This window comes from Escherichia sp. WS1118, from assembly GCF_046487695.1.
Lineage (GTDB): Bacteria > Pseudomonadota > Gammaproteobacteria > Enterobacterales > Enterobacteriaceae > Escherichia > Escherichia coli.
The window spans coordinates 13,850-29,326 of the sequence record NZ_JBJQIZ010000017.1; the positions used below are offsets into that span (position 1 = coordinate 13,850).

At 53.1% G+C, this 15,477-nt stretch carries 12 protein-coding genes; 4 read left to right on the forward strand and 8 right to left on the reverse strand.

What is annotated here, in order from left to right:
• Nucleotides 1-15: 15 nt before the first annotated feature.
• Genes argH through argC form a run of 3 tightly spaced genes read right to left on the reverse strand, consistent with a single transcriptional unit; the run spans nt 16 to nt 3,238 of the window.
• A complete protein-coding gene (gene argH / locus ACJHYO_RS21215; protein WP_001230079.1) occupies nt 16-1,389 on the reverse strand; it encodes an argininosuccinate lyase in 1,374 nt (457 codons plus the stop codon).
• A gap of 60 nt (nt 1,390-1,449) precedes the next feature.
• Nucleotides 1,450-2,226 (reverse strand): acetylglutamate kinase, encoded by a 777-nt coding sequence (argB, locus tag ACJHYO_RS21220; RefSeq protein WP_001519062.1) that lies wholly within the window; start codon nt 2,224-2,226, stop codon nt 1,450-1,452.
• A 7-nt stretch (nt 2,227-2,233) separates the two neighbouring features.
• Nucleotides 2,234-3,238, reverse strand: coding sequence for an N-acetyl-gamma-glutamyl-phosphate reductase (gene argC / locus ACJHYO_RS21225; protein WP_000935379.1), 1,005 nt, complete (start codon nt 3,236-3,238; stop codon nt 2,234-2,236).
• Between the two features lie 153 nt (nt 3,239-3,391).
• Between argC and argE the strand changes: the two genes are divergently transcribed.
• The 4 genes from argE to ACJHYO_RS21245 all read left to right on the forward strand — a co-directional run bounded on the left by argE (nt 3,392) and on the right by ACJHYO_RS21245 (nt 10,489).
• Nucleotides 3,392-4,543, forward strand: coding sequence for an acetylornithine deacetylase (argE, locus tag ACJHYO_RS21230; protein WP_001314333.1), 1,152 nt, complete (start codon nt 3,392-3,394; stop codon nt 4,541-4,543).
• Nucleotides 4,544-4,844: 301 nt separating this feature from the next.
• Complete coding sequence (gene ppc / locus ACJHYO_RS21235; protein ID WP_001005579.1) at nt 4,845-7,496, forward strand: phosphoenolpyruvate carboxylase; 2,652 nt, start codon at nt 4,845-4,847, stop codon at nt 7,494-7,496.
• Between the two features lie 182 nt (nt 7,497-7,678).
• Nucleotides 7,679-9,412, forward strand: coding sequence for a phosphoethanolamine transferase CptA (locus ACJHYO_RS21240; protein ID WP_024009443.1), 1,734 nt, complete (start codon nt 7,679-7,681; stop codon nt 9,410-9,412).
• Nucleotides 9,413-9,637: 225 nt separating this feature from the next.
• Nucleotides 9,638-10,489: an AraC family transcriptional regulator gene (locus ACJHYO_RS21245; RefSeq protein ID WP_000274618.1), complete on the forward strand. Its 852-nt coding sequence runs from the start codon at nt 9,638-9,640 to the stop codon at nt 10,487-10,489.
• Here the strand turns inward: ACJHYO_RS21245 and ACJHYO_RS21250 are convergent.
• From ACJHYO_RS21250 to ACJHYO_RS21270, 5 genes are read right to left on the reverse strand one after another with little or no spacing between them, the layout of a single operon-like run.
• Nucleotides 10,476-10,817 (reverse strand): PTS fructose-like transporter subunit IIB, encoded by a 342-nt coding sequence (locus ACJHYO_RS21250; protein WP_000323849.1) that lies wholly within the window; start codon nt 10,815-10,817, stop codon nt 10,476-10,478. The genes ACJHYO_RS21245 and ACJHYO_RS21250 overlap by 14 nt on opposite strands.
• A 1-nt stretch (nt 10,818) precedes the next feature.
• Nucleotides 10,819-11,697: a [formate-C-acetyltransferase]-activating enzyme gene (locus ACJHYO_RS21255; RefSeq protein WP_000204136.1), complete on the reverse strand. Its 879-nt coding sequence runs from the start codon at nt 11,695-11,697 to the stop codon at nt 10,819-10,821.
• Nucleotides 11,663-13,960: a formate C-acetyltransferase gene (locus ACJHYO_RS21260; RefSeq protein ID WP_000184862.1), complete on the reverse strand. Its 2,298-nt coding sequence runs from the start codon at nt 13,958-13,960 to the stop codon at nt 11,663-11,665. Before ACJHYO_RS21260 ends, ACJHYO_RS21255 begins: the two co-directional genes overlap by 35 nt.
• Nucleotides 13,961-14,010: 50 nt before the next feature.
• On the reverse strand, nt 14,011-14,331 hold the full coding sequence (locus tag ACJHYO_RS21265; protein WP_000161265.1) for a PTS fructose-like transporter subunit IIB: 321 nt from the start codon (nt 14,329-14,331) through the stop codon (nt 14,011-14,013).
• A gap of 14 nt (nt 14,332-14,345) precedes the next feature.
• A complete protein-coding gene (locus tag ACJHYO_RS21270) occupies nt 14,346-15,425 on the reverse strand; it encodes a PTS fructose transporter subunit EIIC (protein WP_001004469.1) in 1,080 nt (359 codons plus the stop codon).
• Nucleotides 15,426-15,477 lie beyond the last annotated feature (52 nt).

Below are 15,477 nucleotides of genomic sequence, written 5' to 3' on the forward strand. Positions count from 1 at the left end.
AGCAATATAAACAAATTACCCCAACCGCGCCTGCGCAAAAGCAATCGCCTGCGCCACCTGTTGCGGTGAGACACCGCCTTTTGCTGCACGCTTGTCGAGGCACGATTGCAGCGACAGAATCGGATAGACATCTTCGCCAATCACCTGGCTGAATTTCTGCAACTCACTGAGCGGCAGATCTTCCAACGCTTTGCCCTGACGAATGGCTTCCACCACCGCTTCACCCACAATATGGTGCGCCTCGCGGAACGGTACGCCTTTCGCCACCAGATAATCCGCCAGTTCAGTAGCGTTGGCGTAACCCTGCTGCGCCGCTTCCTGGCAACGCGGACGTTTCACCTGAATGCCGTCCAGCACCAGCGCCGCCATATGCAGGCAGTCCAGCCAGGTATCGAGCGCGTCGAACAGACCTTCTTTGTCTTCCTGCATATCTTTGTTGTAAGCCAGCGGCAAACCTTTCAGCGTCATCATCATGCCGGTTAACGCCCCCTGCACCCGACCGCATTTACCGCGAATCAGCTCCAGCGCATCCGGGTTTTTCTTCTGCGGCATTAATGATGAACCGGAAGTCACACGGTCAGAAAGCTCCACAAACCCCGCTTCGCCGGTGTTAAAGAAAATCAGATCTTCAGCAAAACGCGACAGATGCACCATGCCGATAGCGGCAGCAGAAAGCAGTTCCAACACATGGTCACGGTCAGAAACGCTGTCGAGACTGTTACGGGTCGCCGAAGCAAAGCCCAGCCAGCCTGCTAACTGTTCACGGTCGATTTCATAGGCCGTTCCTGCCAGTGCGCCACAACCTAGCGGGCTGACATCCAGACGCTTAAGCGCGTCCTGCAAACGGCTTTCATCACGCGCCAGCATCTCAACGTAGGCCAGGCACCAGTGAGCGAACGTCACCGGCTGGGCGCGTTGCAGGTGAGTGTAACCCGGCATCACCGCGTCCTGATTGTTCTGCGCGGTCTCGACCAGAGCGGATTGTAACTGCCGGTTAGCCGTCAGCAACTCGCTAACGGTATCTTTGCACCACAGTTTCAGGTCAGTTGCTACCTGATCATTACGGCTACGCCCGGTATGCAGTTTTTTGCCTAACTGACCCACTTTGTCGATCAGTTTGCCTTCCACCCAGCTATGGATATCTTCGGCGTCGCTTTCAAGGATTTGTTGTGGCCTGGCGCGAACATCTTCCAGCAGCACGTTCAGCGCCTCTTCCAGTTGCGCCTGCTCTTCTGCGGTTAACACGCCGACCGTTACCAGGGCTTTGGACCAGGCCACAGAGCCAACAATATCCTGCTCCGCCAGACGGTAATCAAAGCGCAGTGAGTCGTTGAATTGTTTGAACCGTTGATCTGCTGCCTGGGTAAAACGCCCGCCCCAAAGTGCCATAACTCTGTTTCCTTATTTTGAAATTCAATGCCGGAAAGCTGCGCCTCCGGCCAACAAAACTTAAGCTAAAATCCGCGTACCCATCGGCATACCGTTAAACAGTGCCGGAAGCTGTTCCGCATGACGCCAGGAGGCGATATCTACCGGACGGCCCAACGTGCGCGCAGCATCCAGCGCCGCGTTCACTTTCACAATCATGCCGTCAGTAATAATGCCCTGCTCAATCAGTTGTTCTGCTTTCGCGGCGGTCATTTCGGCAATACGTTGCCCTTTGCCGTCGAGAATGCCGCTGACGTCAGAGAGCAAAATCAGATCCGCGCCCAGCGTTGCCGCCAGCGCCGTCGCCGCCTGGTCGGCATTGACGTTCATCAGTTGCCCTTCGTTTGTTACGCCAATGGAGCTGACCACCGGCAGATAACCGTTCTCCAGCAAGCTGTTGATAAGCTTAGGCGAACCTGGCTGCGCCAGTCCAACATGGCCTAACTCTTCATCAAGCTGGGTCACTTTGACGCTGTCGCCGTCACCGAGAAACAAACCTACGGCCGCAATCTGATGCTTCTTCGCCCATGCCAGCAGGGTTTTATTTGCCGTTCCCGCCAGTGCTCCGGTGATAATGTCTATCTGATCCGCAGGCGTCACCCGCAGGCCATTTTTCTTTTTCACCGGCAGATTCAGCCCTTTCATCAGCTCATCCACCACGCAACCGCCGCCGTGCACAATCACCAGCTGACGCTGATGTGACTCGCGATAATTCACCAGTGCGCTAAACAGACGGTCCAGCGCCTCTTCACTATCCAGCAGTACGCCACCCAGTTTGATAATTAATGGATTCATCATTGCACCCTTAAATAAGAGACTGCGTTTCCGCATAGCCGAAACGAATATTGGCGCACTGCACCGCTTGTGCCGCCGCGCCTTTCAGTAAGTTGTCTTCGGTCGCCACAATAATCAGATGCTCGCCCTGAACGGCAAAACCGATATCGCAGAATGGCAGTCCAACGACATTTTTCAGCGCCGGAACGCCTTTGTCATACAGCCGCACCAGTGGTTTATGGGCATACGCCTGCTGTAACGCTTGCGCCACTTGCACCTGGCTCACACCCGGTTTCAGGCGGCAGGTAATGGTTTCGAGAATGCCGCGCGGGAAATTGCCCAGATGCGGGGTGAAGATAACGTCAGCACCGAGGTGTGTGGCGATCTCTGGTTGATGGCGATGGGTAAAGACGCCATACGGTTGCAGGCTAACTTCACAAAAACTATTTGAAATCGCTGCCTTACGTCCTGCACCGCTCACGCCGCTGGTGGCGTTGATCACCGGCCACTGATTGAGGTCAAGAAGATCGGCATCAATCAACGGTTTCAGCGCCAGCTGTGCTGCCGTCGGATAACAGCCTGGCACGGCAATCAAGTTCGCTTCTTTTAATTTATTACCGCACCACTCCGCCAGACCGTAGGCTGCCTGTTCCAGCAGTTCCGGGTATTGATGGGTAAAGCCGTAATATTTTTCATAGAAGGCGACATCGTTAACACGAAACGCGCCGGAAAGGTCGAACACCACACAGCCTGCTTCAAGAAATTGCGGCGCTAAATCGTGGCTGACTTCATGGGCGGTGGCGAGAAACACCACGTCCACCCCTGGGCTAAACTCGCTGATATCCGACATCGGCTGCAACGGCAGATCAACGATGCCTTTTAGCTGCGGATGCAAATCGGAGATTAACTTTCCCGCATCATTGCTTTGCGCTGAAACAGTCAAAGCGGTTATGTTCATATGCGGATGGCGATTTACATAGGTCACTAGCTCTGCGCCAGCGTAGCCGCTGGCACCCACAATCAGCGTATTCAACATCGGGGCTATTCACCTTCTTATGTCTGGTTGCCAGGTTAAACGTAAAACATTCACCTTACGGCTGGTGGGTTTTATTACGCTCAACGTTAGTGTATTTTTATTCATAAATACTGCATGAATATTGATACTATCATGACCAGAGGTGTGTCAACAATGAAAAACAAATTACCGCCATTTATCGAGATTTACCGTGCTCTGATTGCCACACCTTCAATAAGCGCCACGGAAGAGGCACTCGATCAAAGCAATGCAGATTTAATCACTCTGCTGGCGGACTGGTTTAAGGATTTAGGCTTCAATGTGGAAGTACAGCCTGTGCCAGGAACTCGCAACAAATTTAATATGCTGGCCAGTTGCGGACAGGGGGCTGGCGGTTTGTTGCTGGCGGGGCATACCGATACGGTGCCATTTGATGACGGACGCTGGACGCGCGATCCATTTACGTTGACGGAGCATGACGGCAAGCTTTACGGCTTAGGCACCGCCGACATGAAAGGCTTTTTTGCGTTTATCCTTGATGCGCTACGCGATGTCGACGTCACGAAGCTTGCAAAACCGCTCTACATTCTGGCGACTGCCGATGAAGAAACCAGTATGGCCGGAGCGCGTTATTTTGCCGAAACTACCGCCCTGCGCCCGGATTGCGCCATCATTGGCGAGCCAACGTCGCTGCAACCGGTACGCGCGCATAAAGGTCATATCTCTAACGCCATCCGTATTCAGGGCCAGTCGGGCCACTCCAGCGATCCAGCACGCGGAGTTAACGCTATCGAACTGATGCACGACGCCATAGGGCATATTTTGCAATTGCGCGATAACCTGAAAGAACGTTATCACTACGACGCGTTTACCGTGCCATACCCTACGCTCAACCTCGGGCATATTCACGGCGGCGACGCTTCTAACCGTATTTGTGCTTGCTGTGAGTTGCATATGGATATTCGTCCGCTGCCAGGCATGACACTCAATGAACTTAACGGTTTGCTCAACGATGCATTGGCTCCAGTGAGCGAACGCTGGCCGGGTCGTCTGACGGTCGACGAGCTGCATCCGCCGATCCCTGGCTATGAATGCCCACCGAATCATAAACTGGTTGAAGTGGTTGAGAAATTGCTCGGAGCAAAGACCGAAGTGGTGAATTACTGTACCGAAGCGCCGTTTATTCAAACGTTATGCCCGACGCTGGTTCTGGGGCCTGGCTCAATTAATCAGGCTCATCAGCCTGATGAATATCTGGAGACGAGGTTTATCAAGCCCACCCGCGAACTGATCACCCAGGTGATTCACCATTTTTGCTGGCATTAAAACGTAGGCCAAACAATGTCGGATGCGATGCTTACGCATCTTATCCGACCTACACCTTTGGTGTTACTCGAGGCGATTTTTTAACATTCCCATAAGTTACGCTTATTTAAAGCGTCGTGAATTTAATAGCGTAAATTCCTGCTATTTATTCGTTTGCTGAAGCGATTTCGCAGCATTTGACGTCACCGCTTTTACGTGGCTTTATAAAAGACGACGAAAAGCAAAGCCCGAGCATATTCGCGCCAATGCGACGTGAAGGATACAGGGCTATCAAACGATAAGATGGGGTGTCTGGGGTAATATGAACGAACAATATTCCGCATTGCGTAGTAATGTCAGTATGCTCGGCAAAGTGCTGGGAGAAACCATCAAGGATGCGTTAGGAGAACACATTCTTGAACGCGTAGAAACTATCCGTAAGTTGTCCAAATCTTCACGCGCTGGCAATGATGCTAACCGCCAGGAGTTGCTCACCACCTTACAAAATTTGTCGAACGACGAGCTGCTGCCCGTTGCGCGTGCGTTTAGTCAGTTTCTGAACCTGGCCAACACCGCCGAGCAATACCACAGCATTTCGCCGAAAGGCGAAGCTGCCAGCAACCCGGAAGTGATCGCCCGCACCCTGCGTAAACTGAAAAACCAGCCGGAACTGAGCGAAGACACCATCAAAAAAGCAGTGGAATCGCTGTCGCTGGAACTGGTCCTCACGGCTCACCCAACCGAAATTACCCGTCGTACACTGATCCACAAAATGGTGGAAGTGAACGCCTGTTTAAAACAGCTCGATAACAAAGATATCGCCGACTACGAACACAACCAGCTGATGCGCCGCCTGCGCCAGTTGATCGCCCAGTCATGGCATACCGATGAAATCCGTAAACTGCGCCCAAGCCCGGTAGATGAAGCCAAATGGGGCTTTGCCGTAGTAGAAAACAGCCTGTGGCAAGGCGTACCGAATTACCTGCGCGAACTAAACGAACAACTGGAAGAGAACCTCGGCTACAAACTGCCCGTCGAATTTGTTCCGGTACGTTTTACCTCGTGGATGGGCGGTGACCGCGACGGCAACCCGAACGTCACTGCCGATATCACCCGCCACGTCCTGCTGCTCAGTCGCTGGAAAGCCACCGATTTGTTCCTGAAAGATATTCAGGTTCTGGTTTCTGAACTGTCGATGGTTGAAGCCACCCCTGAACTGCTGGCGCTGGTTGGCGAAGAGGGAGCCGCAGAACCGTATCGCTATCTGATGAAAAACCTGCGTTCTCGCCTGATGGCGACACAGGCATGGCTGGAAGCGCGCCTGAAAGGCGAAGAATTGCCAAAACCAGAAGGTCTGCTGACACAAAACGAAGAACTGTGGGAACCGCTCTACGCTTGCTACCAGTCACTTCAGGCGTGTGGCATGGGTATTATCGCCAATGGCGATCTGCTCGACACCCTGCGCCGCGTGAAATGTTTCGGCGTACCGCTGGTGCGTATTGATATCCGTCAGGAGAGCACGCGTCATACCGAAGCATTAGGCGAACTGACCCGCTACCTCGGTATCGGCGATTATGAAAGCTGGTCAGAAGCCGACAAACAGGCGTTCCTGATCCGCGAACTGAACTCCAAACGTCCGCTTCTACCACGCAACTGGCAACCAAGCGCCGAAACGCGTGAAGTGCTCGATACCTGCCAGGTGATTGCCGAAGCGCCGCAAGGCTCCATTGCCGCCTACGTGATCTCGATGGCGAAAACGCCGTCCGACGTGCTGGCTGTCCACCTGCTGCTGAAAGAAGCGGGTATCGGGTTTGCGATGCCGGTTGCTCCGCTGTTTGAAACCCTCGATGACCTGAACAACGCCAACGATGTCATGACCCAGCTGCTGAATATCGACTGGTATCGCGGCCTGATTCAGGGCAAACAGATGGTGATGATTGGCTATTCCGACTCAGCAAAAGATGCGGGCGTGATGGCAGCTTCCTGGGCGCAATATCAGGCACAGGATGCATTAATCAAAACCTGCGAAAAAGCGGGTATTGAGCTGACGTTGTTCCACGGTCGCGGCGGTTCCATTGGTCGCGGCGGCGCACCTGCCCATGCGGCGCTGCTGTCACAACCGCCAGGAAGCCTGAAAGGTGGCCTGCGCGTGACCGAACAGGGCGAGATGATCCGCTTTAAATATGGTCTGCCAGAAATCACCGTCAGCAGCCTGTCGCTGTACACCGGGGCGATTCTGGAAGCCAACCTGCTGCCACCGCCTGAGCCGAAAGAGAGCTGGCGTCGCATTATGGATGAACTGTCAGTCATCTCCTGCGATCTCTACCGTGGCTACGTACGTGAAAACAAAGATTTTGTGCCTTACTTCCGCTCCGCTACGCCGGAACAAGAATTGGGTAAACTGCCGTTGGGTTCACGTCCGGCGAAACGTCGCCCAACCGGCGGCGTCGAGTCACTGCGCGCTATTCCGTGGATTTTCGCCTGGACGCAAAACCGCCTGATGCTCCCCGCCTGGCTGGGTGCAGGTACGGCGCTGCAAAAAGTGGTCGAAGATGGCAAACAGAGCGAGCTGGAAGCCATGTGCCGCGATTGGCCATTCTTCTCGACGCGTCTCGGCATGCTGGAGATGGTCTTCGCCAAAGCAGACCTGTGGCTGGCAGAATACTATGACCAACGCCTGGTCGACAAAGCACTGTGGCCGTTAGGTAAAGAGTTACGCAATCTGCAAGAAGAAGACATCAAAGTGGTGCTGGCGATTGCCAACGATTCTCACCTGATGGCCGATCTGCCGTGGATTGCAGAGTCTATTCAGCTACGGAATATTTACACCGACCCGCTGAACGTATTGCAGGCCGAGTTGCTGCACCGCTCCCGCCAGGCAGAAAAAGAAGGCCAGGAACCGGATCCTCGCGTCGAGCAGGCGTTAATGGTCACTATTGCCGGGATTGCGGCAGGTATGCGTAATACCGGCTAATCTTCCTCTCCTGCAAACCCTCGTGCTTTTGCGCGAGGGTTTTCTGAAATACTTCTGTTCTAACACCCTCGTTTTCAATATATTTCTGTCTGCATTTTATTCAAAATCTGGATATCCCTTCAGATATCCTTAAGGAATTGTCGTTACATTCGGCGATATTTTTTTCAAGACAGGTTCTTACTATGCATTCCACAGAAGTCCAGGCTAAACCCCTTTTTAGCTGGAAAGCCCTGGGTTGGGCACTGCTCTACTTTTGGTTTTTCTCTACTCTGCTACAGGCCATTATTTACATCAGTGGTTATAGTGGCACTAACGGCATTCGCGACTCGCTGTTATTCAGTTCGCTGTGGTTGATCCCGGTATTCCTCTTTCCGAAGCGGATTAAAATTATTGCCGCAGTGATCGGCGTGGTGCTATGGGCGGCCTCTCTGGCGGCGCTGTGCTATTACGTCATCTACGGTCAGGAGTTCTCGCAGAGCGTTCTGTTTGTGATGTTCGAAACCAACACCAACGAAGCCAGCGAGTATTTAAGCCAGTATTTCAGCCTGAAAATTGTGCTTATCGCGCTGGCCTATACGGCGGTGGCAGTTCTGCTGTGGACACGCCTGCGCCCGGTCTATATTCCAAAGCCGTGGCGTTATGTTGTCTCTTTTGCCCTGCTTTATGGCTTGATTCTGCATCCGATCGCCATGAATACGTTTATCAAGAACAAGCCGTTTGAGAAAACGTTGGATAACCTGGCATCGCGTATGGAGCCTGCCGCACCGTGGCAATTCCTGACCGGCTATTATCAGTATCGTCAGCAACTAAACTCGCTAACAAAGCTACTGAATGAAAATAATGCCTTGCCGCCGCTGGCTAATTTCAAAGATGAATCGGGTAACGAACCGCGCACCTTAGTGCTGGTAATTGGCGAATCGACCCAGCGTGGACGCATGAGTCTGTACGGTTATCCGCGTGAAACCACGCCGGAGCTGGATGAGCTGCATAAAACCGATCCGAATCTGACCGTGTTTAATAACGTGGTTACGTCTCGTCCGTACACCATTGAAATCCTGCAACAGGCGCTGACCTTTGCCAATGAAAAGAACCCGGATCTGTATCTGACGCAGCCGTCGCTGATGAACATGATGAAACAGGCGGGTTATAAAACCTTCTGGATCACCAACCAGCAGACGATGACCGCCCGCAATACCATGCTGACGGTATTTTCGCGCCAGACCGACAAGCAGTACTACATGAACCAGCAACGTACGCAGAGTGCGCGTGAATACGACACCAACGTGCTGAAGCCGTTCCAGGAAGTGCTGAAGGACCCTGCGCCGAAGAAACTGATCATCGTTCATCTGCTGGGTACGCATATCAAGTACAAGTACCGTTATCCGGAAGATCAGGGCAAATTTGACGGTAATACAGAGCATGTTCCACCGGGATTAAACGCAGAAGAGCTGGAGTCATATAATGATTATGACAATGCTAACCTGTACAACGATCACGTGGTTGCCAGCCTGATTAAAGACTTTAAAGCGACCGATCCGAACGGTTTCCTGGTTTATTTCTCTGACCACGGTGAAGAGGTTTACGACACGCCGCCGCACAAAACTCAGGGGCGTAATGAAGACAACCCGACGCGTCATATGTACACCATTCCGTTCCTGCTGTGGACGTCAGAAAAATGGCAAGCGACTCATCCGCGTGATTTCTCACAGGATGTTGATCGTAAATACAGCCTGGCGGAACTGATCCACACCTGGTCAGATTTGGCGGGCTTATCTTACGACGGTTACGATCCAACCCGTTCAGTGGTGAATCCGCAGTTCAAAGAAACTACCCGCTGGATTGGTAACCCGTATAAGAAAAACGCACTGATCGATTACGACACTCTGCCGTATGGCGATCAGGTGGGTAATCAGTAATTATCAGCCAGATGTTATTTGCCGGATGCGACGCTTGACGCGTCTTATCCGGCCTACAGATCGCGGCGGTAGGCCGGATAAGGCGTTTACGCCGCATCCGGCAATACAAGTCGACTGAAACTGCCGCAATGTTTACATCTCACTCCCATCAGGCCACACTTTTCAGGTGGCCTTTTTTCATAATGCCAGTTACTGTTTTCCCGTCTACATACCTAAGGGAATAACATGTATCACGACGTCAGCTATCTGCTCTCCCGCCTGATCAACGGCCCGCTGTCCCTGCGCCAGATTTACTTTGCCAGCAGCAACGGCCCGGTGCCCGATCTTGCGTATCAGGTCGATTTTCCACGGCTGGAAATTGTGCTGGAAGGTGAGTTTATTGATACCGGCGCTGGAGCAGCGTTAGTTCCCGGCGATGTGCTGTACGTCCCTGCTGGTGGCTGGAATTTTCCACAATGGCAAGCCCCCGCCACCACCTTTAGCGTGCTGTTTGGCAAACAGCAACTCGGCTTCAGCGTTGTGCAATGGGATGGCAAACAATATCAAAATCTGGCGAAGCAACACGTCGCCCGACGCGGCCCGCGCATTGGTTCTTTTCTGCTACAAACGCTCAATGAAATGCAAATGCAGTCGCAGGAGCAGCAAACGGCCAGACTTATCGTCACCAGCCTGCTTAGCCACTGCCGCGATTTGCTCGGCAGCCAAATACAGACCGCCTCACGCAGCCAGGCTCTATTCGAAGCTATTCGTGATTATATCGACGAACGCTATGCCTCCGCACTTACCCGCGAATCTGTCGCACAGGCGTTCTATATTTCGCCAAATTACCTCTCGCACCTGTTTCAAAAAACGGGGGCCATTGGTTTTAACGAATACCTGAATCACACGCGACTGGAGCACGCTAAGACATTATTGAAAGGCTATGACCTGAAGGTAAAAGAAGTGGCGCACGCCTGCGGCTTTGTCGACAGCAACTACTTCTGCCGTCTGTTTCGTAAAAATACCGAACGCTCGCCGTCGGAATATCGTCGGCAGTACCACAGCCAACTGACAGAAAAACCGACTACTCCAGAATAAGATGGGTTTGCTGCGGCGCAGAAAGCACTTTGCGCACTGCGCTCATCACCCTCTGCGGCTCACGCAGGAAAGCGTAGATGCTGCATTGCACGTAGCGACAATGTTCAAATCGCTCAGCACCGGCAAGCTCGATATCCGTAATTAACAGCGCAACATCCGCCCGGCGGATATCCTCGTCCGCTAAACGATTCTCCGTTCCCAACGCGCCCTGAGTTTCAATGCTAACGCCCCACTTCTCTAACTGGCACAACTTTTCCAGCCGTTCCGCCGCCATATAAGTATGCGCCACGCCGCTTACGCAGGCGGTTACTGCCACCAGGTATGCCATTTTAACCTCCCACGGTAACCTGAAATCCGGCCCGTTCTGCCATTTCACGCATCGTTGCCACATCGGCTGACGACGGAGCAGCAACCTCTTTCATCGACCATGTTTTCCCCAGCAGGCGGTATTTCGGCTCGCCGTACTGATGAAACGGTAACAGATGGATCTGCTTGATATTCAGCGGGATCAGCACGTCCAGCGCCTGCTGCATATTCTCCCGGCTGAGCGTGAAACCAGGGATCAGCGGTAAACGCGGGATCACGTTGACACCCTCACTCACCAGCAAACGCAGATTCTCCAGCACGCGTTGCAGGTTCATCTTCACCACATCCCGCGCCTGAGCCGCATCCATAATTTTTAAATCGAACAACACTTCATCGCACAATTTCGCCAGCGGTAACAGCTTGCTGGCTGGCGCGTCTCCGGCAGTTTCGATGGCGCATGACACACCCCATAGCCGCAGTCGCTGTAAAAAACGGGTCGCAAACTCCGCCTGCATTAACACTTCGCCGCCAGAAAGCGTGACGCCACCGCCGGACGTGCGAAAGAAAATGTCATCTTTCATCACTTCCCGTTCCAGAGCGTCAAGGCTGATATCGCGACCAATCCGTTCAAACGCCCCGGAGGGGCATTCATCCGCATCACGCAAACATTTCGCACAGTGCAGACATTTCGCCTCTCTGCGTACCGTCTGGATTTTGCCGGAGATCGACTCCGGATTAGCACACCATGGGCAAAGATGCGGACAGCCTTTAAAAAAGACCACCGTACGAATGCCCTCGCCGTCATTCAGTGAATAACGCTGAATGTTGAAAATGCGCGCCACATCATTGCGGCGCGTTTCCACAACGTTACAGCTGATGCGCTGTCCGGCGGATGATGTCATCCTGGATCTCCTTCGACAGTTCGACAAAGAAGGCGCTGTATCCGGCAACGCGCACCACCAGCCCGGCATAATCTTGTGGGCGCTGTTGCGCTTCCCGCAACGTGTCGGCGTTCACCACGTTAAACTGAATATGCTGCAACTTAAGCTGGGTAAACGCCCGTAAGAAGTCGGCCAGTTTGCGTAATCCCGCTTCACCTTCCAGGGTCGCCGGAGTGAATTTCACGTTCAGCAACGTACCGTTAGACAGCAGCGTATTATCGAGCTTACTGACTGATTTCAGTACCGCCGTTGGCCCTTGTGCATCCTGACCCAGCATGGGTGACAAGCCACCGTCTGCCAGTTGTTCCCCGGCAAAACGACCGTCTGGCGTCGCGCCAACCACCGATCCCAACGGGACGTGGGCAGAAACGGTATACGATCCCGGCGTGAAGTAGCCGCCGCGCGGGTTCTGGTATTTTTCCACTTCTTTGCAGTAGTGGCGTAACAGTTCGGCGCTGATGTTATCCACCTCGTCGATATCGTTACCGTATTTCTCGAAGCGGTTAATTAAGCGAGCGCGGACTTTTTCGCCTTCTGGCGTGGCGAAGTTGGCTTTTAATACCGACAGCAATTCGTCAAAACTTAAACGCTGTTGATCAAAAATCATCCCTTTCAACGCATGGAGAGAATCGCTCAGGTTGGCGATACCGATCCCCTGTACGCCGGAGAAGTTATAACGCGCGCCGCCATCGGTAATATCGCGACCTTTTTCCAGACAATCGCTGATAAAAGACGAGAGTAGCGGTACAGGAGCCCAGTCGCGATGGCCGATATCACAAATATTGCTGCCCTCAACCATCAGGGTGATGTAGTGGCTGATCTTGGCGCGGATCTGTTCCAGTAAACCTTCATAAGTCAGCGCAGCGTTGCCTTCATTTTCATGCAGGCAGATTTCCATCACTTTCAGTAGGTTAAACATCGCGATGTCATGCAAGCCGTAGGTTCTGCCGGGAATAGATAATTCCACACAGCCCACTACGGAATAGTCGCGCGCATCTTCCAGCGAAACGCCACGGTTGAGGAACGCTGGCACTACCACTTCATCGTTAAAGATTTGCGGAATACCGGTGCCGAGGCGAATGGTTTCTGCGGTTTTCATCAGGAAAGGGGTGTCGATCAAGGCGTTAGTGCGCACGCCGAGGTTCGGTTGCGGTAATTGCACGCTTTGATAAGCGTCAAGGCAAAGGAACGAAAGCACGTTCACCGCGCTACGTCCGTTCTCGGTTAACCCGCCGAGCAGTGCGGTATAGCCGGTAGGGAAACCGGCGAAATAACGCGCGCTACTGGTGGAGCGCAACAGCACGATGTCGTTGCATTTCACCCATAAAGATTCGAGCAGTTCTTTCAGGAATGCCGGATCTTCGCCCTGGGTTAATGATGTCTGATAGAACGGCAACATATACTGGTCGAAGCGCCCCAACGATAGCGAACTGGCGTTGGATTCGTATTGCAGAATGATGTTCATGTACCAGAATAACTGGCACGCCTGCCAGAACGTCTGCGGCTTATGTTCGGCGTTATGGCGGGAGATCTCCGCAATGGTCAGCAGTTCTTCGCGACGCGGGCCATCAGTGCAGCTTGCCGCCATCGTTTCCGCCAGTTCGGCGTAACGCAAAATATGTTTCTGCGAGGCTTCCAGCAGTAACAGCGCTGCCTGATAAAAGTGATTCTCCGGCTGTTGCTGACAATGTTGCTGCATCTGTGCCACCAGCTCCCCCAGCCCGTGATTCAGCAGGCGCGGGTAATCAATAATAATGTGCCCCTGGCCTTTATCCGTCTGGTTGATGCTGAAAATCTGCGTGCTGGTCGCGGCTTTTACTTCATCCGTCATCTGCCCGTTGATGAAATCTTTCATCGAACGTTTTTCCCAGTACGGGAACAACTCTTCGCGGTAGATACGTTTATCTTCTTCGCTGATAGCAAAGCGGTCCTGCGGACGCGTCGGGAATTGATCCAGCTCTTTCAGCAGCCAGTAAGGGTCCATTTCCGGCGACATAATCCCGGCGCGTGGTTTTACGGTGCGGTTACCGGCAATCAGTTCTTCATCACGAATCGAAATTTCAACGTGTTCAAGGATATACGCTGTTGCTTTCGCCCGACGCATTATCACCGGCTCCCCTTCGGTTTGCCGATGGCTGGCGGTATAAAGCAACGCCCGCTCCAGCGAGATTTCACGGGTATTGGCAAACAGTGCAGTTTTGAGGCGAGAGATACGATTCGTCATGAGGAACTCCTGTGGGAAAGCGAACCCGCCCTTGCGGGCGGGGTAAGAACTTAAGCGGTTTGTGCCAGGTGAGCTTCAATTTTGCTCATAATGGCGTCAGCACGTTTTACCGCGTCGCTGATGTTGACACGCACGATAGTCTTGCCAGCAAAACGCTCTTCAAATTTGATGCCGATATCTTTGGTCAAAATCACCATATCGGCGCTTGCCACGTCTTCCGCAGTCAGTTCATTTTCCAGACCAATCGACCCCTGGGTTTCTACTTTCACTTCCCAGCCTTTCGCTTTCGCGGCGCTTTCCAGCGCCTCTGCCGCCATATAAGTATGGGCAACACCTGAAGGACATGCGGTTACTGCGATAATTTTCGTCATGGCTCGTTCCTCAATTAATTAATTTCAAAATCCAGATCCAGGTCGTCTTCCTTCTCTTCAGTTGAAGACCCATTTTTACGCGCCAGACTTTTCAGCACGTTCACGCAGACTGCCGTCACAACCGCCCCGACAGCCACTGCCGCGATGTAACCCAACTTACCTTCAACCACCGGCAGCACAATCAGACCACCCCAGCCTGCATAGCACTGCGCACCGACCAGCGCCGCAGTTACCGCACCACAAACTGAACCGACCATGATGGAAGGAATGACACGCAGCGGATCGGCAGCGGCGAAAGGAATCGCCCCTTCAGTAACGCCAACACAGCCCATCACCAGTGCCGCCTTGCCGGTTTCGCGCTCTTCTGCGGAGAAATTTTTACGACCAATCAGCGTCGCCAGCCCCATCCCCAGCGGTGGAACACAAATCCCAACAGCGGCAATAGCCACCACGGTATAAACACCCTGAGCAACGCAAATCAGCATGAAGGCATAGGCCACTTTGTTAACCGGGCCGCCCATATCGAACGCCAGCATCAGACCCATGATCACCGCCAGCATAACAATGCTTCCCTGCTGCATCCCCTGAAGCCACTGGGTCAGGCTGTTGGTCAACGCCCCCACCGGTTCGCCCAACCCCCACATCATGACGCCAGCGGTAATCAGTGTGCCGACGATTGGAATGATGAAGATTGGCATCACCGAGCGCAGAACTTTATGCACCGGAATTTTCTTCAGGTAATGCACCACGATGCCGCCGATAATCCCGGCGATCAGCGCACCAAAGAAGCCCGCGCCAAAGCTGTTACCAACCCAGGCACCGATAGCGCATGGAGCCAGCGCAGAACGTTCTGCAATGGAATAACCGATGTAAGCGGCGAGGAAAGGCACCATCAGCGTCAAACCTGCAACGCCGATATCAAACAGTTTTTTCAGATTCGGATCGGCTACGGCATCCGGCACTGCGCCTTTGCCATACAACATGACGGAAACCGCCAGCAAAATACCGCCCGATACCACGAAGGGAATCATGTGTGAAACGCCCGTCATTAAATGCTGACGGGTATTTTTCAGGATCTGCACCAACTCATTCATAAGCTGCTCCCGGGCTTGCGAAAGCCCATGTCCATATTTTTGATGGAAGAAA

Excerpts from the sequence above, each read along its gene's own strand:
- ppc (WP_001005579.1), top strand. The coding sequence starts at position 4,845 with ATGAACGAACAATATTCCGCATTGCGTAGTAATGTCAGTATGCTCGGC.
- ACJHYO_RS21260 (WP_000184862.1), bottom strand. The coding sequence starts at position 13,960 with ATGACGAATCGTATCTCTCGCCTCAAAACTGCACTGTTTGCCAATACC.
- argH (WP_001230079.1), bottom strand. The coding sequence starts at position 1,389 with ATGGCACTTTGGGGCGGGCGTTTTACCCAGGCAGCAGATCAACGGTTC.
- argC (WP_000935379.1), bottom strand. The coding sequence starts at position 3,238 with ATGTTGAATACGCTGATTGTGGGTGCCAGCGGCTACGCTGGCGCAGAG.
- ACJHYO_RS21265 (WP_000161265.1), bottom strand. The coding sequence starts at position 14,331 with ATGACGAAAATTATCGCAGTAACCGCATGTCCTTCAGGTGTTGCCCAT.
- argE (WP_001314333.1), top strand. The coding sequence starts at position 3,392 with ATGAAAAACAAATTACCGCCATTTATCGAGATTTACCGTGCTCTGATT.
- ACJHYO_RS21240 (WP_024009443.1), top strand. The coding sequence starts at position 7,679 with ATGCATTCCACAGAAGTCCAGGCTAAACCCCTTTTTAGCTGGAAAGCC.
- argB (WP_001519062.1), bottom strand. The coding sequence starts at position 2,226 with ATGATGAATCCATTAATTATCAAACTGGGTGGCGTACTGCTGGATAGT.
- ACJHYO_RS21245 (WP_000274618.1), top strand. The coding sequence starts at position 9,638 with ATGTATCACGACGTCAGCTATCTGCTCTCCCGCCTGATCAACGGCCCG.
- ACJHYO_RS21250 (WP_000323849.1), bottom strand. The coding sequence starts at position 10,817 with ATGGCATACCTGGTGGCAGTAACCGCCTGCGTAAGCGGCGTGGCGCAT.
- ACJHYO_RS21255 (WP_000204136.1), bottom strand. The coding sequence starts at position 11,697 with ATGACATCATCCGCCGGACAGCGCATCAGCTGTAACGTTGTGGAAACG.
- ACJHYO_RS21270 (WP_001004469.1), bottom strand. The coding sequence starts at position 15,425 with ATGAATGAGTTGGTGCAGATCCTGAAAAATACCCGTCAGCATTTAATG.